At 44.4% G+C, this 19,830-nt stretch carries 18 protein-coding genes; all 18 read left to right on the top strand.

The features are described from left to right. Positions 1-6 precede the first annotated feature (6 nt). From PUW25_RS25390 to PUW25_RS25305, 18 genes are read left to right on the top strand one after another with little or no spacing between them, the layout of a single operon-like run. Positions 7-2,232 carry a hypothetical protein gene (locus PUW25_RS25390; protein WP_274338734.1) on the top strand — a complete coding sequence of 742 codons (2,226 nt, stop codon included), beginning with the start codon at positions 7-9 and terminating at the stop codon, positions 2,230-2,232. After that, on the top strand, positions 2,229-3,671 hold the full coding sequence (locus PUW25_RS25385) for a hypothetical protein (RefSeq protein WP_274338733.1): 1,443 nt from the start codon (positions 2,229-2,231) through the stop codon (positions 3,669-3,671). The genes PUW25_RS25390 and PUW25_RS25385 overlap by 4 nt, the downstream gene beginning before the upstream one ends. Positions 3,672-3,705: 34 nt before the next feature. Next, complete coding sequence (locus tag PUW25_RS25380; RefSeq protein ID WP_274338732.1) at positions 3,706-4,932, top strand: hypothetical protein; 1,227 nt, start codon at positions 3,706-3,708, stop codon at positions 4,930-4,932. Between the two features lie 31 nt (positions 4,933-4,963). Continuing rightward, a complete protein-coding gene (locus tag PUW25_RS25375; RefSeq protein WP_274338731.1) occupies positions 4,964-6,049 on the top strand; it encodes a phage major capsid protein in 1,086 nt (361 codons plus the stop codon). Between the two features lie 57 nt (positions 6,050-6,106). After that, on the top strand, positions 6,107-6,640 hold the full coding sequence (locus PUW25_RS25370; protein WP_274338730.1) for a hypothetical protein: 534 nt from the start codon (positions 6,107-6,109) through the stop codon (positions 6,638-6,640). A 25-nt stretch (positions 6,641-6,665) separates the two neighbouring features. After that, positions 6,666-8,732: a hypothetical protein gene (locus PUW25_RS25365; protein ID WP_274338729.1), complete on the top strand. Its 2,067-nt coding sequence runs from the start codon at positions 6,666-6,668 to the stop codon at positions 8,730-8,732. Beyond that, on the top strand, positions 8,732-10,792 hold the full coding sequence (locus tag PUW25_RS25360) for a hypothetical protein (RefSeq protein ID WP_274338728.1): 2,061 nt from the start codon (positions 8,732-8,734) through the stop codon (positions 10,790-10,792). Before PUW25_RS25365 ends, PUW25_RS25360 begins: the two co-directional genes overlap by 1 nt. 20 nt (positions 10,793-10,812) lie before the next feature. Beyond that, positions 10,813-12,558, top strand: coding sequence for a hypothetical protein (locus PUW25_RS25355; RefSeq protein ID WP_274338727.1), 1,746 nt, complete (start codon positions 10,813-10,815; stop codon positions 12,556-12,558). A 17-nt stretch (positions 12,559-12,575) separates the two neighbouring features. Beyond that, complete coding sequence (locus tag PUW25_RS25350; protein ID WP_047913088.1) at positions 12,576-13,088, top strand: hypothetical protein; 513 nt, start codon at positions 12,576-12,578, stop codon at positions 13,086-13,088. Between the two features lie 13 nt (positions 13,089-13,101). Further along, positions 13,102-13,413: a hypothetical protein gene (locus tag PUW25_RS25345; RefSeq protein WP_274338726.1), complete on the top strand. Its 312-nt coding sequence runs from the start codon at positions 13,102-13,104 to the stop codon at positions 13,411-13,413. Continuing rightward, on the top strand, positions 13,410-14,555 hold the full coding sequence (locus PUW25_RS25340; RefSeq protein WP_274338725.1) for an Ig-like domain-containing domain: 1,146 nt from the start codon (positions 13,410-13,412) through the stop codon (positions 14,553-14,555). The genes PUW25_RS25345 and PUW25_RS25340 overlap by 4 nt, the downstream gene beginning before the upstream one ends. A gap of 15 nt (positions 14,556-14,570) precedes the next feature. Continuing rightward, on the top strand, positions 14,571-14,855 hold the full coding sequence (locus PUW25_RS25335) for a hypothetical protein (protein WP_047913090.1): 285 nt from the start codon (positions 14,571-14,573) through the stop codon (positions 14,853-14,855). A gap of 14 nt (positions 14,856-14,869) precedes the next feature. Further along, positions 14,870-16,246, top strand: a complete 1,377-nt coding sequence (locus PUW25_RS25330; RefSeq protein ID WP_047913091.1) for a hypothetical protein — start codon at positions 14,870-14,872, stop codon at positions 16,244-16,246. Between the two features lie 60 nt (positions 16,247-16,306). After that, positions 16,307-16,885, top strand: a complete 579-nt coding sequence (locus tag PUW25_RS25325; RefSeq protein WP_274338724.1) for a hypothetical protein — start codon at positions 16,307-16,309, stop codon at positions 16,883-16,885. Beyond that, a complete protein-coding gene (locus PUW25_RS25320) occupies positions 16,882-17,697 on the top strand; it encodes a hypothetical protein (RefSeq protein WP_152557796.1) in 816 nt (271 codons plus the stop codon). Before PUW25_RS25325 ends, PUW25_RS25320 begins: the two co-directional genes overlap by 4 nt. Continuing rightward, on the top strand, positions 17,697-18,179 hold the full coding sequence (locus PUW25_RS25315) for a hypothetical protein (protein WP_274338723.1): 483 nt from the start codon (positions 17,697-17,699) through the stop codon (positions 18,177-18,179). Before PUW25_RS25320 ends, PUW25_RS25315 begins: the two co-directional genes overlap by 1 nt. Then, entirely contained in the window at positions 18,157-19,197 is a 1,041-nt protein-coding gene (locus PUW25_RS25310) for a hypothetical protein (protein WP_274338722.1), read from the top strand. Before PUW25_RS25315 ends, PUW25_RS25310 begins: the two co-directional genes overlap by 23 nt. Continuing rightward, positions 19,194-19,829, top strand: a complete 636-nt coding sequence (locus PUW25_RS25305; protein WP_274338721.1) for a hypothetical protein — start codon at positions 19,194-19,196, stop codon at positions 19,827-19,829. The genes PUW25_RS25310 and PUW25_RS25305 overlap by 4 nt, the downstream gene beginning before the upstream one ends. The last annotated feature ends 1 nt before the right edge of the window (position 19,830 follow it).

Genomic DNA, 19,830 nt, shown 5'->3' with positions numbered 1-19,830 from the left:
TGTTTCTTGGCTAAGCTTTTTATGAATGTCTTATCACGTATTGGCCTAAAGAACGCAACGACTCCAACGGGCGGCAGCTCCAGTAGCGGCATCACTGTCAATCGTGATCCAAAAGCGACTCAAGTCAAGCGAGTAGGATATGCAGTCAAAAACAGCTCAGGTGGTAGTGATGCTGAAACTCCGAAATCGGACTTTGCAGCCATTGCAACCGCCATAGAGCGTGATAGTTATCTAACACAGACAGTCCTGAAATACAGTGAGCTAATCATGAAAGGCGGCTATGCATTTAAGAGTCGTAGTGATGAAGCTCTGCAGTATCTCAAGACAAGGCTGGATATGATGGCGATTGCTACACAAGTACCTACAGACGAGCTATTTCATGGAATCGCAGATGATGTTGTAAGATTTCACAACTCTTTCATTGTCAAAGCCAGGGCAAAAAATGGAGTGGGTTTACCTCCGGGTCTTCCCGCAACAGCAGTCCTTCCAGCCAAAGATCCCGTAGCCGGATATTTTAGACTTCCACCGGCGACGATCTCAATTACGCGGGATGATCAAGGTAATGTATCCAGCTATACGCAGGATTCAGGATCAGGCGGAGACACAGTAGATTTTCAGGTGCAGGATATGATTCACATTCCTGTGAATCGTCCAGCAGGCGAAGCATTTGGTATTCCGTTTCTTGCTCCTGTTATAGATGATGTAAGGCTTTTGCGAAAGGTTGAAGAGAATGCGGCACTCCTGCTGTATCGACACATCTTTCCGCTTCTGGCTTATACGGTAGGTGTTGCACAGCCGGGATATGAGGCAACGGATGAAGAGCTTGAAGCTATTCGATCTGTTATCGAAGATTTACCGACGGATGGTGCGATCGTCCTTCCAGAACGCCATAAAGTAGAAGCTGTAAATATAACAGCCATTGATGGCCGTCCTTATCTGGATTATTTCGAAAACCGAGTGTTCTCGGGGCTTGGTATGTCTCAAGTCGATTTCGGTCGGGGAGATACAGCCAATCGAAATACAGCGGACGCTATGGGTGGAAATAAAGCTGACCGAGTGAAAGGTTGGCAGAAAACGATCCAAATGTACATTGATCAATTCATTATCGAAGAACTTCTGGTTGAAGGCGGCTATGATCCTATGGCCAACCCTGATTTTAGAGTTAACTTCGTCTTCAATGAAATTGAACAAGAAATGCGTATCAAGGTCGAAACACATGAGATCTTTAAATTTGAGCATAACGTTCAGACGTGGGATGAAACCCGTAAGAATATCGGAATGGACCCCGTAACCGATGAAGGTCGATTACACTTCCAAATGATTGGGATGCAGCAAGCAGAGCATCAAGCGACTCTTGATCAAGCAGCAGTCGCGGCATCCGGCAGTGCGGAAACAAACAATAAGCAACAGCCAACCAATCAAAATGGAACACGATCCGGACCAAAAAGCAGTACAGAATCCTTGAAGGAAATGTACGACAAAGTGATTGGAATTTCGCTGAAAGAAAAAGACCAATACGACCAGATTCAATCGGAATTTGAACTTCCTATTGAGACTGTGCAATCCCTTCATAAAGAGATGAGTAAAGTCTTCTCTATGATGGAGGAGGATGTGATTGGTGAGATTCAGCGGACGAAGACCCGTAACAGGTTTCCAATGACTTCACCATCTGAAGCCCTTTCTGCGATACATTTCAGCAAAGACAAAATGGATCAAGTTATTCAGAAAGAAGCAAGAAGCGTACTCCTTGAAGGAGCAAAGAAAGCTGCTACTCAATTAAAGCTATCTAAATCGCCTGGTATTAACTTATCGCAATCGCTTCGACTGGTATCTGAATTTACACAAGATTCTTTTGATTTGATGGAAGAAACGATACATCACGTATTAAATGAAAAGCTCAAAGGTGTAGATGATGAAAACAAAGCAATTCTAATCACGCGCAGCGTGTTTGAATCTGTAAGGCATCGCATTAAGGCTATTGCCAAGACGACAGTGATTAAGACATATCATTACGGATATGTTCTGGCGCTGGGCAGAAGTGGAGTCTCTAGCGTAAAAGCTCTTCATGAGCCTGGAAGCTGTTCAACCTGCTATGAAAAATCGCAGGAGATTATCTCACTGGTAGAGTTATCGTCCTACGATGAGATGGCTATATTCTATCGCATTCCTCCGTTTCACACGAACTGCGAATGTGATCTAACAATCCATGACGAAGGGGGTGAAGCTAAGTGAGGAATGTATACACGCTTACAGAACATGAACAAAAAACACTGGTGCCTAAAGCCTTTAACGAGAATTTAGGAACGATCGGAAAGATCAAACGAGAATCAGTCCAGGTGTTGAATGAATCAGCCAAAGGAAAACCCAAAAAGCTGATTGTTACCATTGAAGCAATCCACGTTGGTCGTACTCGTAACTATACGTATTACACCAAAGAAGGATTGTCTGCAGGTCTTGAAAGCTGGACGTCACCACGGCCGAAGCCGGTACTGACTCACCACAATGATGTTGACGGTGAGCCAATCGGACGGATCATCAAGGCAGAGTACCATGATGTGACGATGTCGGGTAAGCCAGGGCTTATGTTCACCGTAGAGATCACCGATCCGGTCGCAATCGAGAAGGTGCTTGATGGTCGATACCAAACAGTATCTATCGGGGCGAGTACAGATAAAGTTACTTGCAACATTTGCGGATCAGACCGCACTCAAGAGTGGTGTGAGCACTATCCCGGACAAGAATACGAGGATCAGACAGCTCATTTCATTATTGGAACAACATATGGACGTGAAGTTTCATATGTTAATGTCCCTGCTGACGAATATGCCGGCAACACAGGTGTTACTGCAGTTTACGAGGATGAAGGAAGCAACTCAAGCGGGTCTTCTCAGGAATCCGTTCAAATGAACATCTTTCAACTAGCCGAAGGGTTGCTACAGCACGTAGATAGCCCAGGTACTAACCTATATGAGCAGTTAAACGAAGGACAAAAGAAAGCCTTTGAAAACTTGCTTAGATTTGAGGAAGGGAGTACAACAATGCCTAATCCAAATGAGGAAAATCCAGAAACTACAGTTGTTACAGGAACCAAAGAAGGAGAGCAGACACCTCCAGCTGAGCCAGACACAAATCCAGTAGCTGGTACGAAAGAAGGAGAGCAAACACCTCCTGCAGCTACGAATGCTGATCCAGTTGCACAAACAACGGAAAGCAATCCACCTGCTCCTGCAACTCCTCCAGCTCCGGCAGTTAATCTGACAGAGATGCAGCAAACCATTACAAATCTCGTAATGGAAAATCAGCGCATGGGAGCAAAGCTATCTGAAGCACAAGCCGAGGTTTCTCGACTGACACAAGAGAATGCGACATTGAATGAGGCAGCTCATCGATCTCTTGCAGAAAGTGTTGTTCAGATGAAGCGTCAGCTTAACAAACCTGATGTTGTAGGTGTTGATCACCAAGAAGCAGTCGATGCTCATGCAACACGTAGTAAAGAGTCATTGGAAAATACGAGAAGTGATCTTCTTGCAGAATCTAAAACTCTTAAGCCGGTTCCAGGTAGTGTAACAAACCCTGGTGTTCATACAGATGAGTCCGAGACACCGAAGACGATGACAGGACAAGATGCTGTAAATCTATTTAGTGGCATGTTTAAAAGCAAAAAACACTAAAATATGTATACCAATTTAAGGAGTTGACTATTCAATGGCATTATTCTCTGGCAATACAGGTCCTCTTAGAGACACACCAGATCAGTACAATCGTACAAATACCAAGCTTCAAGCAGGTACTCATGACAGTCCCGGCGAGAAATTTGCAATTGACCCTCGTCTAAAACGTCTATTCCGGTATCATTTCGGTGGCGATGGCTGGGTTGTAATTCCTAAAGGTCGCGCAGTTGCTGCGGCAACCGATAACTTTAACGAAAGACAAGACGGCGTAATTAAAGATTTCGACAGCGGCACATTGCTTCCAGTTCTTACACTAGCTAACGGCGGTAAGGATGTAACGGACGTTCATAAAACAGACGGCTCCACTTACACTCGTGCAGCCAATAAAGCAATTGGCGTAGCTTACGGTAACTTGTATGAAGAATTTGTAGATGGTTTCAACGGCATGCAGCCGACAATTGAAAATACAATCTACATTGAGCTTCCATACATTCCAGTGAAAGCAGACGCAGAAGAAATCCATTGGGGTTCTTTCTACGATGCGAATCCATCTCGTCCTGCGAAAAACGGCGACTTTGTAATGTCTGATGAAAACGGACGTCTAATCGTAGCCGACTTTGATCAAATTCGTGAGCAAATCAAGGCAGCGACTACTCTTGATGAATTGAAAGCCTTGATGGAACAAGAAAGTATCATGCGCGATCAAACTATCGGTCAAATCTGGTCCGTTGAAACGAACATGCCTCCACAAGGCTGGTTGAAATGGGTTGGATGGAGCCAAGAAGATCAACGCTCTGATGACAAGCACATTAATAACTCTGGATTCCGTCCAGAAGATATTGGTGCTCAAGATGGCTTCCCTGGCTACCCTTACGAAAAAACTTATGCGAACTGGGATAAAGGACAGTACAAGCCACAAGGTATTCCTGGCCTAACAAACGGTTCCAATATCGAAGTGCCATACGAAGATGAAGTTATCGGTACAATTCAGCCGGGACAAAAAGGTCGTCATGATTTCCGCTTGGAACACCTTCCAGCTGTAGCCGGAACTGTCGAAGTTAAATTCGATGGACAAGTTATTGAACCTGATTACGTAAATGCTGAGCTTGGCTTGGTTGTTGTAACGGTTGATAACACTGCTGGCGCTACTCCTAAAAATGTAACGGCAACGTACAAAGCAACAGGTCAAATCCCTGGTATCCCAACAGGTTGGGACTTCAAAGGTTCGATCGGTGCGGTTCGTATCCTGCTTCATAAATAATTCGTAATCACAGAAAGGGGCCTAGCCACTAATGATGAACTTAAATGAAATGCAATTGTCTCCGGAGGCTGTGAAAGTCTACGAGAGAATGCAGCGTCAACTCAACCTTGAAGAGGACTGGACGCAAATCCCGAAAGGTGACCTTGTCGGCGTAAAAGAAGCACTCACTACACAAGATGCTTCCATTCTTATCCCGCGCGTTATTACTGGTATGATGCGTGAAGCAGCTGAGCCTATGTATTTGGGCTCCACCCTGATGCAAACAGTACGTCTAACAGAAGGACGTTCTATCGAGTTCCCGTCTATCGGCGCAATGCGTGCGCATGATATCGGGGAAAGCCAATCGTACCTAGAAGAAACTGTTGACTTCCAAATGCACCGCACGCAAGAAGTCAAAGTTGGTAAATCTGGTATGGTGGTCCGCGTTACAGACGAAATGATCAACGACTCCCAGTGGGACGTAATCGGGATCTTGGTTCGTAAAGCGGGCGAAGCAATGGCTCGCCTTAAAGAAGAAAAAATCTTCAACCAATTCTCTAAGCATGGTCACATCGTATATGATAACGATATTCGTACGAAATATACGGAAGCAGGTACAACTGGCCGCGATATCGATGGCAACCTGAATAATACACTGAGCACAGAAGATATGATCGACATGTTCGTAGCGGTTATGGCTAACGGCTTCAATCCTACAGATATCATCATGCATCCACTGACTTGGAGCGTATTCTTCAAAAATGATCTGATGCAATCTCTGTCTCATGCAGCACTGGGCGGTTCCCAAATCACGAACCTGCAAATCAACCCAGACAGCGTACAAGGACGTATTCCATTCAGCATCAACATCAACTTTACGCCGTTTGCTCCATTCAACTACGAAGAGAAGAAATTCGATATGTACGTTGTGGACAAATCCAATATCGGTATCGTACTCGTAAAAGACCCATTGTCTACAGAACAGTTCGACGATCCGATGCGTGATATCCAAACGATCAAAGTTAAAGAGCGTTATGGTATCGGCGTATTGAACGAAGGTAAGGCAGTAGCAACAGCTCGTAACCTTGCATTCGAACGCAGTTATCCAAATCCTCAAACAGTTCGGGTTATCTCTTAATCTGCTGGTTGGGTATAGTATAAGAAACTAAACTAAACTTTAATGGAGGGATCAAATATGGCTGTACAAGTGACGTTCGGTTTAGCACCGCGCAAAACTAGCTACTTTGATCCCCTCACTAACACTTATCTTACGCTGGCTAATCCTACACGGTCATTATCATATGACGAGACCAAGCCTGAGACGATGAAAAACATCGTTCATGCTGTGTTGTGTAAGACGCCAGCTTTAGTGTTATATGAGGGGGAACTTCCGGCTTCTGTTATTGAGAACTGGAAGACGAAGTTTACTGATGTATTTAAAACAAATACAAAAGAGGTTCGTAAAACGTTGGATGGCAAATTCGTTCATCCAGAACCTTCGATGGCCGTTGATCGTGCAGATCAGCTCTTGGCTGGCAATGCCGATCTTCCTAATGCCAAAGAAGCAGGAGAGCCTGAGATCGTTCAAATGAACGTCATGGCTGCTGCGGCAACAACTGCTGAAGCTCCTGAAGAAGTTAAGGAAGAAGTTAAAGAAGAAGTCAAGGAAGAAGCGCCAAAAACAACAGCTAAGCGCACCACTAAAGCTGCAGCAAAAACTCAAGAATAATATAGCGTGAAAGGCAGGGACCATCATGAATGAAGAAATGAGCGTCATGCCTTTCACTATTGATGCAGGAAATCCGATGAAAGAGCGGCTATTCAGGCAAGTTTCTTTTCCGGGTAGTGAAGGTGTCTATCGTCTTCGTGTAGTTCAAGCCGAAGGCGATAGCGCATCAATAGTGACACAAAAGCGCGTTGATACCGGCCTTGAAGCAGACAGCGTAGAAGGCGCTATATTCCGTGTTAAAGCCGTTCTGGATTCACCGATCGACAGTGTTTCGGAATCCTATTGGCTAACACTTGGGTTAAATCCGCAGCCGGGTGAAGTGAAAAGACTCAATCAGTATCGAATCCGTGGAATATCAGATGTCGGGTACAGAAGTGATTGGATCTATTCAGAACTCAAGGACGATCAAAATGAGCTTTTAGTTTATGAAATGCTTTACGATCTTCTTGATATCCTGACAATGGTTCGAGAAGGAGAAGTTGAGAGTCTTGTTAGTCTCATAGTAGATGACGCGCTTCAATCAACGCTCCGCAAGGATCGAACCAGACATGACTTCCTTATGAATCATGAGGATGAAATGACGACAGACACATCCGAGCAATTCATTGTTCGAGCTAACGGTATGGAAAGTGTACATGAGCAGATGGAAGCTGCACTTCAGGAAGTATTTCAGCTGATCAGCAAGGAGCTAGGACATGAGTTCAAAGAAAGCTTTATGTCCTCACAGAAAGAGTTCTCAGAGCTCATGAGGCTACACCGCGTGTCCGACCAGATCAAGAATCGGACAGATGATATCGTGACGTTTGTTCTTGAAGTTTTCCTTGAAGACGCGATCGATAAAATCATTAAAAAGTCCAGGATTGAAGTCTTCTTAGAAAACGGCGAAAATCAAGCGATTTATTTAGGTGATAGCACTGATTTCGATATAAAGCATGAAGTATTGAAGTCAGCACATGATCTGATGCCTTCTGACGACTTTGTTCTAAAAGCTAATGGTACAGTACAATTGATACTAGAGCCTGCTCTGCAAGAACAGATGGACTATGTCCATTTGGAGTCTACAAAAACAGAGCTCAACTACTTTAAGAATGAAATCCTTGAGGCTTTGATAGCGGAGCCTGAAGAAGAGCTGCTAATGCTTATGAAGCTCTTTATTACCGATGCTTTATTCCCTTATCTAGCGCTTGATCAGTTGGCGGCTAGTCTCTATCTGGAAGTTGAGGATGAGGCGGATCTGTCTAAGAAGAAGTCTCATGGCATAGTCAGATATGATATCTATCATGATGATGATGTAATGCAATACATGATTGTTAAGGATCTTGTTAAAGAGCTGATAAACGGAGACTTTTTGCCTCATATCGACGATTATTTTGTTCAGTTGGTAGATAAGCTTATAGGCCGCATACAAGAAAAGGCTCACGTTCTAGTGGACTATGAAATTGTTGAAGCATTCGACAATTTTGCAGGCATCGGAGAGCGTCTGAATCAGGGCTATATGGCGATTAAAGCGACCCACTCAGAGGATTGGGTGGTCGAAATGTTGGAAGGCTTAGAAGCTCATTTTGAGCCTCAGATTGCCTTTAAAGATAGTGTAGATGTGAATCTGCATGAATCCTTTAAATGGATCGAGACTACACGGCATAAAGCTAATGAAGTCACAAACGTTGCTTTGGATGAAAGGCTAAATGTGACTCTTGGGCATTCTGCCAACCTAATCGATCAAACACAATTAAGTATAAGCTCCACTTATCAAATCATCGCAGATTATCAAAAGCGGTTAAGTGAATACTACGATGTTTTGATTCAAGATGATATACAAATCCGGAAAGACCTCGCTGGATCAACGAATGAGGCAATTAGCTTTGATTCTAACGACAGCATCTATCCGGTCTATATGCCAAATATAAGAGATCAACGAAAACGTCTTGCTTCTGATAGTGTAATGCCGTTCATTCATCCACAGCCAGCTGACTTCTTTAAAATTAGCGGTAAGGAGAAAGTGCAGTACGCACTAGGCAACGGATTTGATGAAGGATGGCCAATCGGGGAATTTATACTTGGCGTCAATACCCTAAAAGGAGTGGACTCATAATGAATTTAAAAGCAATCAATGCATTGCTGAGCAAGCTTCCAGATGGACCTAAGAAGGAATCTTACATGAAAAGATTTCAGTCCGCAATTTCTCCAAAAGCCAATGGAGGATTGAATGATACTTTCGAATTTGAAACGAAGGGTCATATCATGATCGAAAGAATCGACGAGGCTGGCAACAGCTTAGGCGTGCTTGCGGATCAACCAAACTTGGTTGTCGATGGTGCCGAAGAAATTATGCTCCGTGCGTTCTCTGGCGATCCGGATCGTACTCTTTACAAAAACCGCACACCAAAAGCAACGAATGGTGTCACACAGAAATTCCATATTGGCTTGACTGATAACATTTCTAGTGCAGTGGATGGGGTAGATCAACTCAACTTCGCGCCGAATGTTTTCTGGAAAGCAGTAGACGACAGTCAGTTTAATATCACTTACAGTTACCGTCCAAAAACGGTATATCTGAAAGAAGAAGTGTCTGAGCAGGTAGGCAAGAAAGCATTCAGCATTTCTACAAAATCTTCTTCTGGTGCGATTCCTATTACATCTGAGATTTATAGTGCTCAAACCAATATGTTCATTGGATTGGGTGACGGGAAAGATCGTGCAATTGATTTCGAAGATGCGCGCATCGCAATGGCTGGCGGATTTGAGGTAGCTGAAGGCAAGGCAGCAGCAACTACAGAGAATGCTTCATTGAAGCTCACTGAGAAGCTAGGGCGCCTTGTTGTGAAATACGAAAAATCCAATACGGGTGGACAAATCGGAGTTTATGTTGATGGTGCTTTGAAAGAGACCATTGAGACCTACGATTCTTCCCTTGCAGAACCGGTTGCTGCCGAAAAAGTATTTGCAGATCTTGATCGCGAAACTTCTCATGAAGTTGAACTTCGCTTTACAGGAAAAGATCCTTCGATTACTGAGGGAGCAAATGTAGTGATTACTGGACTTCGTTCAGATGGTCTTACTGAAGCAATGAACGGCTTGGCGCATGAGTTTGAAAACTTCACAAAATCGTTCCAAACCATTACGTCATACAGCACTTCAACAAACCCTCCTTATGCGGCGCAGCTGGAGCATTTCCCTGTTGTTCCTGAGAGTCTTGAGGTTTCTTATGAAGATGAAACTTTCGAGCGAGTTGAAGATCGAGCTGATCTTGCAGACGGCAAGTACTTCCTTGATGAGAAAAAAGGAACGCTTGAATTTAATAAAACGCTGAGTGGATTGCACATCACTTATGATATCACCGGCGAAAGATACGATTTGAAAGCAGCTGCAACACTGACGAATCAAACCGTAACTTCCAATGTAACCGGTGAAGCTGTAGGTACAGGCGATGGCACAGTGTCGGTGTTTAACCTTGCCAATACGAATGTAGTAGGCTCATCGCTTGTTCTTAAAGTTAACGGTGAAGTCGTTACCACTGGATTCGGTCACAGCAAAGGCGTGATTACCTTCTCAAATGCTCCTGCAGCAGACGCAGTCATTACAGCTGACTACCGCTATACTACTGCTGGCAAGGTGTACAATGCACCAGCTGTCTTGAAAGAAGTAACTGTATTTGATGCTAATACAGGAAAAGAACTAGCACTGGTAGCAACAGACGATGAATTTAACACTGGAAAGTTCAAACTTTCGGAAGATAAGAAATCGATCGTCATTAGCACTCTGGATGCAGAAGGCACTGCTATCGTGAACTACGATATTTACTATACTTCTGAGGAACTTCCAGGATTCGAGACAGGCTATGCACGAGCTGTCATTGAGAAGCCAAAAGCGGGAACAGCTTATCCTTGGTACCAGCTTGATAAAGGAACAGTAAGCTTCATCGCTGAGTTCCCTGAGCAAGTACCGGCATACAACGTGACGATTCGTGAAATGGGATTGTTCAACGGGCCACGTAAGGATGATGAAATTGAGGGATTTACTGGATTCCCAGTTGACGCTTACTCCTTAGTACGTGTTGGCGATACCGTGAAAGATGTTACGACAGGAATCCGTGTCACTTGGACAATTAAGCTACTGAATAAAAACGGGGACGCTTTTAAAGGCGGATTCTAAGAATAGGGGGATAACAGACAATGTTTAGAGATGAAACTAACCTAAACGCTAAGGGCCGCGTTAAACTTGAAATGTATAACGATCATGAGGGTGTTTTCTTCACAAAAGAGAAGAAAAACATTGCCGTTCATAGCCTGAATAACATCATTGCACAAATGATGGCTGATCCGGCTGGCAAGACTCGTGCGAAGCAAACAGACAAGGGTGAAACGGCGCTTGCACCAAATGCAAAAGGCGTTTACGAATTTGATCTCTCAATTGCCTGTGAATCCGAAGGAACCTACACGACTGATGTAGGTTCCGCTAATACAAGCACAGATCTTGTTATTCCGGATATCACACGGCTCTTGAGTGTCATTTCTGTAGAGGCTGATGGCCAAGCCCTTGTGTTAAATAAAGACGTATCGATTAAAGACCCTGACGCTGCAACATTGAAATTTGCGGTTGCACCTAAAAATACAGTTACAGTGAAGTTCCGGAAAGTAGCTTCCGAATATGCTGAGGTCGTAGCGGGTTCAGAGACAATTACTGTGGGCGGAGAAGCATATACGCTTGCAGATGTTCCTTCGGAAGAGAACAAGCAGTACGGTATCGACTACAAGCTTGGTAAGGTTTACTTTGCTGCAGCTAAGACGAACGTCAAAGCAGATTATCAATTCAAGCTGTTCTACTCCTTGGGCTTTATGGGGCTCGGCGGAAAGCCAGAAGGGCATCCAGAAAATAAGCCGGTTGAGTTCGCTGAATCTGATAAGCTTCGAATCAAAATGGATGGAGAATACGCTGGAGCTCGTCAGTTGATTCAGTATCCTTCGCTAATTAGCATGGGCGATCCGGAAGTGGAAGTCTTCCCGACCAAGCCGATTACTTTCTCTGAGAAAGTCATTACGGTAACGGGTGACGGAGCAGCAACATCGTTCCCGCTGAATCCAGAAAATAAAGTGCTTAAAATTCTAAGCGCTAAACTGGAAACTGATGCAACAGACGTAACAGTTACATTGGAAGGATCGAATGTCGTGTTTGCTGAAGCGCCAGCGGAGGGAGTGAAGGTGATCGTTCGTTTCCAAGATCAGCTGGACAATAGCCATCTGACTTTTGAAATGGCAGACGCACCAATCATGGAACTTGTATCCGTTAAGCATCAAGCATTGGATAACACCGTTAAAGAGTACAAGATCGTAGACAAAGGCCTTAGCATCGGCAAAGGCGATGTATGGATCGTTAACTCTGGCAAAGGCATTATCCAATTCAGTCTCGCACCGCAAGGAGTAGATGCTCTTGATCCTTCGAAGAAGCCTCCAGTCGTAGAAACTCCAGGACTGTTGACATTCGAATATCGAGTAAACAGTGGTACTACCGTTCAATTTGTAGCTGACTTCCCTAAAGGAGTTCCAGGCCCAATGAACGTGGAGAAAACAGAAACACTGAACGTATCTTCTGCTGTAACGACTTACACTCTCAATAAGGCTGCTACTAAAGATTCTGAGGGTAAATTCATCCTTGCCGTAACGCTGAACGGTGTGGCTCAGGTTGAAGGCACTGGTTATGATGTGTCCGCTGACGGGAAACAAATTACGTTCAAAGTCTCTCTTCAAGATACAGACAGCGTGAATGTAGTGTACCAGTACAGCGAAACTACACACGTAATCTATCAAGTAGGTATGTTTGCTGAGCAGGAAGAAGGAAAGATGTCTAATATCTCCGGTATCGGTCCTGTTACTAAAGACGCAAGCACAGGCATGAGAGTAACCTGGTCAATGACAATCTAAAATAGGACGGTGACAGCATGGCTACACCTAACTACATGAAGCGGATCGCCTTTCTGGATGGACAAGTACTGCACGACTTTCACTTGAATACGATGCAGAAAAACATTTCGGAAGCGATTAAGCTGAAAACCATGTACGAGCGATATGACATGCTGTTGCTGTGCTCTCCATATAAGCTCTACTTTGCAGAGCCGTTTGTGGATGAGGTGTACAAAGATCCATCGAGTACTGCAATTCTGGATACTCTAACGAACTCCATTAAAGCAGACTCATGGATCTCTGTGCTCCATGAGCTACCAGCAACAACAGATGAGTTATATTTGCTTGCGAATCAAGAGGTGGACGTAGCGAATGGTGCATCTGTCGATTACTACTATCGTGTGAATACAAGTTCACCGTGGCAGAAGATGACAACAGATGTTGCTGTTTACCTGAGTACGCCCACGAAGTTTGTACAAATTCGAATTGACTGCAAATACACCGGAACAGTAAGACCAGCTGTATATGATTACTGTCTAATGTGGAAGTAAAGGAGGAAAGAACATGGCTCATGTAACCAAGCACCCTACTCATCCTAAGTATCGCATGAAGGTCGGAACAATGCCGGATTTCAGCGGCGAAAACGACGTGGATGGCGAACAGCCCTTTGGCGCAGTAGATGGAGTTAATAAGATATTCGTTTTAGCGAATAACCCTATTAAGAACTCTTACAAGGTCTTTCGGAATGGGATGAGACTTAGACGCGGAGCGGATTACGACTATGTTGTTAACGGCAAGGAGATTACCTTCACTGAGCCGCCGCCTAAAAACTCCACAATCCTTGTAGATTATAAATTGCAGGTGACGACATCATGAGTCTGGTCCTTCGAACGTTTCCGGTGCATCTAAGTCAGAAAGTTGATCTCGATAGCGATATTGAGGTCACTTTTCTATTCGATATCTTTAAAGAATCCATTAATACAAATAACGTCATGCTCTTAAACCTGAAGACACAGAAGGGCGAAGAGATCAGCGTTGCATATAAAGACAAGCTACTTAAAATCCTGCCAGCCAGAAGACTCGAACCACTAACGCATTATCAAGTGGAGCTGGTTGGCGGGGGAGAAGGTGGCATTCGGGATATTACCGAGCGTCCGCTTCTACAAAGTTACAAGTTTGAATTTGTAACCGGTAATGAGACTCGAATGGCACGTCCTCTAATCACATCGCCTACAGATCTATCCGAAATCACAGGTGATGTTAAATTCACCTGGCTGCCGGTAGACAGAGCAGATCACTACGAGCTGGAGATATCCAAGAGCAATACATTCGATGTATTGGTTTGGCCACACCAGAATACGGGTTTGATCTTTGATACACAGGTGGTGCCTGATATTGATTACCAAAAAGGGGTTACCTACTATGCCCGAATTAGAGCGGTCAATATTCAAGGAGTGAAAAGTGCTTATTCGAATCCGATTCGTTATCACTATGATGGAATTGATGAGACCGAGCCTCCTCCTGAAAAAGAGACGGTTAACATTGACCATGTTAAAACGCTACAGGCTGAGGGTGGGGAAGTGCTATTCCGCATGGATAAGCCATACACGCCAGGCATCGGGCAGTTAAGTGTCTACTTGAATGGTATGAAATTGCAGCCTTGCTCAGGACCAACAGTGACGGATGGAGACTATCGTGAAGTAGATAAATATTTCATGATGTTTGTAGAGCCGCTGCAAGCTGAGGATGCAATAGAGTTCAGAATTGCCAACGCTGTAAAACAGGATGTACTCGTGGGCAGGGAAACCACGCCAGCATCTGAGATCGATACCCTAAGAGATTACTTCGCAGCTCAGCTTGAAGAGATAGCGCCAGTATTGGCCGTAAGCTCAGTTAAGCCAAAGAACGGCTCCTTGATGGTCACAGACTTATCTAGCATCATCATTGAGTTTAGCCAAGAGGTTGATCCGAAGAGTATTGATGAAGAAACGGTCTATGTCGTTTCTGAAAAAAACTAAGAGAGGTTGAGTGAGATGGCTGAGATCAGAAAGAAGGGCGGAAATGCAATGCCGGTTCGGGTGACGAACCAAATGACATCAGTTAGAAATGAATCACCTATTCCGGATTCCGTGGACAGCCAGACCTTTCTCACAAAGAATGCTTTTGTCTCAGGGACACTATTCGTCAGTCTAAACGGCATGAGAATGCATGAGGGCGAAGACAACGATTATATAGAGCTGAGTAGTCAGAAGTTCAGGTTTAACTTTCCATTGGAATCAGAGGATGCTGTGATTTGTGACTATATATTAATCCTTTAAGGAGTGAAACACACATGGCAATTACTCGTTTTCGTGGTGAACAAATTAGAGATGCCGTATTGAAAAACAGCCATATTGCCGATGATGCAGCCATTGCTGAGTCGAAACTGGCGGTTAACTGGGAAGAGCATTATCAGACGGCACTAGAAGGCAAGAAAGTTGCCGACTACATTCAAGTCATTGCGACAGATGTATCCGGCGTAGCCAATCTGGATGTCTCTGAAATCATTCCGGCAACCGTGCCAAACGTGTTGTCTGACCCACTTTCCGGTGAAGGCGTTATCGTTGATGCGCCAAAGAATAAAGTAATCCTCCGTGACGTTGTAACCGGCGAACCGGTTCTGGATGATAAAGACCAAGAAGTATTCGGTCGAATGACTTTCGAAGGCGGCGTCTTCGTTCTGAAATTCTACTCTCCTGACGGCGCAGGTGAAGTTCCATTCACAATGCCTGAAGGACAGAAGATCGACTGGCAATACCTGAAACGCTTCAACCTTCAGACGGTTTCGGAGATGTTCGCAGCGAACGAGAAGTTTGCTGAAGGTACGGCTGATGCAACAGCTCACCTGAACATCAACCAGCTGGCACAAGACCTTTACGGCGCAGGGTTCTCTCTGGATCGCGATGGTAACGGCAACTTGCCTAAAGCAATTGTTCAGCAAATCGCAGATGAGATTCAAGCTCGTATTGCTGCTGATCAGGCAATTCGTACTGACTTCGCAAGTAATGAAGCTGGCAAAGGTGCAAGCACCATTGGCGTACAGGATGAAGCTGGACACTTCGCAGGCGCTACGGTTGAAGCAGTACTAGCTGAAATCTTTGAGGCTCTTACTGGAATCTCAAACGGCGGAACTACAACTCAAGTTGAAGTAGATGCTGCTCGGGTATCCACGCTTACTGGCGAACATGAGGCACTGAATGATCGTCTTGAAGCTGACGCTGCTGCTCTTGCTAAGCAAGTAGCAGATGAGAAGGAAAGAGCTGAGGCGGCCGAAGAAGCACTCGCTGGGCGTGCGACTGATCTGGAAACAGAAGTCACAGCAGCACGCGGTACCGCAGAAACCATCGATGCTCGCCTGGATCGCGCTCTGAATGAAGATGGAACGCTTAAGGCAGGTAAAGATATTCACCGTCACCCTAAAGCAGTTTATGTCGCAAACGGCGGAGAATCTGTTGTACAGCTTGCTGACTTCAACGTAGAGGATCTGCCTCCTTATCAAGTCGGAGACATGACGCTTGACGTTTATATCAACGGTGGCTTGCAGCATGAAGGGCTCAACTATGCAGAAGTTGCTGGCGGCTTGTCGATCAACTTCGATGTTGGCGACGGAACGACTCTTATTACAGGCGACTTGGTAACAATCAAGTATCAAGTCAACAACGTAGAGTAGCACAATTTCCCCTCGATTATGAGGGGATATACATAAAAATGAGTGAAGGAAGGCATCGCCATGAAGCACATTGGAGAATATGCGAAGAACCAAGAGATTATCTTAGAATTATTGACCTATGATGAAGAAAGCATGCCCATTCCTGCCGATTTCTTTCCCACTGCAATCGTTGAGTATTATAGCTCAAATGGTCTTACTCAAGTGGCCCATGTTACACTTGAAGAAGCAAAAAATGGCTTATATATGAAGAGTTTTACTGTGCCTGAAAGCTTTAATACCGGGCATTATGTAATCACTTACGAAGCAACAATTGATGGAGAATTATATACAGTCTTAGAGCGATTTAGAGTCATTGGCTCCAGTAATGATTCATCGTCTACACCTACCCAAAAAGTAGCAGTATCTGATCTTACTATTCTTACTCCTTCAGGACTTCCGACAACGGTCGTAATGGCGGGCGGGCCTGTGAAGCTCGCAGTCGTTCGCATATGGAGTCAGGATAAAAAGACGCTGATCGATACGATATCGACAGATGCGCAAGGTCACTGGCATACATCATTGTATCCGGGGTCCTATCAGTTCGAATTTATACATCCGAACGGGACGCTGCTGCGAACTTTAGAAAAGGTGGTGAAATGATGGACATTGGATACAAAGACTATATTCCTCCTAGTATGTTCGGAATGAATGTAAATTTCTTTGTCATTCTGGATGACGGAACGGAGATTACGCTTGAAGATGCGAAATCGGCGGGTCGAGGGATTCGAAAGCTTGTAGTTAAACCAGTAGATTCTATACTCCTGAATCACAACTACACTGTTGTGGTGGACGGGGTTAAGAATGCAGATGGTGACGCTTTAGAAGAGCCTAGTGTCTCCGTAATCAGTACAGAGTTCAGCCCATTGTATGCTAAGCCGGTAGAGCTAAGACCATTGCTTCGTCAGTTGATGAGTTATTTCACCGTATACGAATTATACGTTGCCCTGCGAGATGCCGGCCAAAAAGCTCATCAGCTTCAAGATATGATTATCGATGCGAACAACAATAGATATGACTTACTAGAAGAGCGTGATACTTCTTATTACCCTACTCAGAAGTTTGTCGTATATGAAGCAGCGATTAATCTATTATCCTCTTTGCTTGTTACTGTCATGGATCAGCAAAACATCGGGAACCCAAATGAAACCATTAGTGTTAATGGGGGAGACGAGGTTCAGCTGGGCGATTTCCGAATTGTTCCGGGAGGATCTTCTTCTACTACTTCAAGCGGCAACTCAAGTGCAACTGTTCCGATCAACCTGATCAAGCAGACACTTGAAACCTTGTCTGGAGATCATAAGTTCTGGATGGACGCTATGATGGGACGTAATAAGCGCGGATACGCAACGCCAGTTAGCGCTTCGATGAAAGTAAATAACGGCGCGACACCAGACGACAGAGGTCTTGAATAATGAGAGACCTTAGAGAAGATTTAGCGAAATTTTTCGATGAATATGCTCACAATGTCGTTTATGTTCGTCGTGATCCACGATTCCGATGCGCTTGCTATTCTGAACGAAGCGGTGAGCCAACCAGCAATTGTCCTAAATGCTTCGGGACTTCCTATGTCGTATCAATGGAGAAAGTGAGAACCAGAAGAACACTTAGTTCTTTTCCGGAGTCACTGCCAAATACGAATAGATCCGCTGCATTTGGTAGCATGGTTCCTAAGCAGTATGTCTACTACTTAGAACACGATATTAATCCGAAAGAGAATGATCTTATTCTCGAAGTCCAATGGGACAAGGGCATGCCGGTTCGCATTATGCAAAAGCACAGTATAAGTGTAGCTGAGCCACTTTACGGCAAAGGCGGTCGAGTGGAGTTCTGGGTGACTTATCTGAAGCATTCAATGGGGGAGGCGGGAGACAATGCAGCCCTCACCAAATATTGATTATTTTCAACTTCCTCATATCTATTCCAGTGTAAACCTGGCGATAGGTAAACGAATCATCGTTCTTGGGGAATCTACCAAAGGATCACTTTATGATCCTATTGCAATCACCAGTGTAACTTTAGCAGAGAAAGTCTTTGGCGAAGGACCATTAATAGAGCGCTTCAAAGATTTATATCTAGGTGGTCAAGTGGGAGCCTATTTAATGAGAGTTGAACGTAATGCGTTACAAACATCGCTTAGTGCACTCCTTAAATTCCCATTCGATCTCATATACATCGACGGAGTATACTTCAATACTCATCCGGAGGCCATCCAAAAATTCATCCAATTTGCCCAGGATAAAGAGTATCAAGGTCAGCTAATACATGGATTCTTCGACGTTAAAGACTTGGATTCAATGGAAAGCATCCGAGCCATCTATTCAGATATTAAGTCTCTTACGCAGACAACTGAGAACGGTGATGAGGAGCTTGGCAAATACTTTTCAGTCGTGTTTGATCAAATGAAAGATCATCATGCGGCAGCGGTATACGCCGGGCTTGTAGCTTCATTGAATCCAGAAAAGAGCCCTGTTAATAAGACACTAAATGTGGAATTAAAGCAGGAGCTATCAAAAGAGGATATGCAGGAGCTAAGTGCTGCTGGAATCGTCTGTTTTAAAGATAGCTTAAAAAAAGGAGTCGTCTGTTCCTCCTCAAGTTGTGCAGTCGCTACATCCAGCAGTGCAAGCAAGCATATTTCTAATCTACGCATTGCGCAGTTTCTTATTCAAGAAATTGCTGATCATCTTCAAGAATACGTAGGGAGGATCGGTATTGAGTACATCATTTCCGAAGCCGAAGCAATCATTCAATCGATTGCAGAAAGCCATATGGATGCTCAGCGAATCAAGAGATACGATTACACACTGGAACCGGATAGACTGAGGGGAGTCATCAACATTGAAATCGAGATCGTTCCTATTTTCTCAGTCTATGCAATGACACAGACTTCTCAAGTAAGGGTGAGAACATGAATCTGAATTACCCAACTGGCTATGATCCAACGAAAGATCCGTACTTGGATAATCGTCTCCGTGCAGATAAACCCATTACCTTTCTAGGATTCATTGATGAAATGAATAAGCTCTGGAAAAGGGCGGAGAAGAAAGGGTCAATTAAAAGACACTTTCCAGTGAAAGACGAGGCTGAAGTTCCTCTCATTACATTTCGGCTGATCGGCCGAGTAATCGACCCTGACTACAAAGATCGGAAGCCTCGTCTACGAGCACAAATTCATCATCCATATGTTCCGGGTGAAATAGTGGAGCTATGGGGCCAAATGTTTCTATTCACTATTCAGTTCGATGTGCATGCTCTGACTGCTGAGGAAGCAGATGAATTAGCAGGAGAGCTAGAAGATTTTATCTTTATGTACAAAGGATATTTCAAACAGAACGGTGTTCATGAACTAACGTTCTTACAGCAGCTTGAAGATCAGGTGAGTTCGGACACAAGGGTCAATGTGCCCATACGTCCGATTCAATATATTATGCGATTTGAGAAGATAACTCCAAAATTCCTTAATCGCATCGAGCAGATCGCGGTCAGAACAAATGACCTTGACGCTCAGAAAACAAGTCAGCAACCCTTTAAGGAGGATGAATAAA

The organism is Paenibacillus urinalis (genome assembly GCF_028747985.1).
GTDB classification, from domain to species: domain Bacteria; phylum Bacillota; class Bacilli; order Paenibacillales; family Paenibacillaceae; genus Paenibacillus; species Paenibacillus urinalis.
This window is presented reverse-complemented; position numbering and strand designations above follow the sequence as displayed.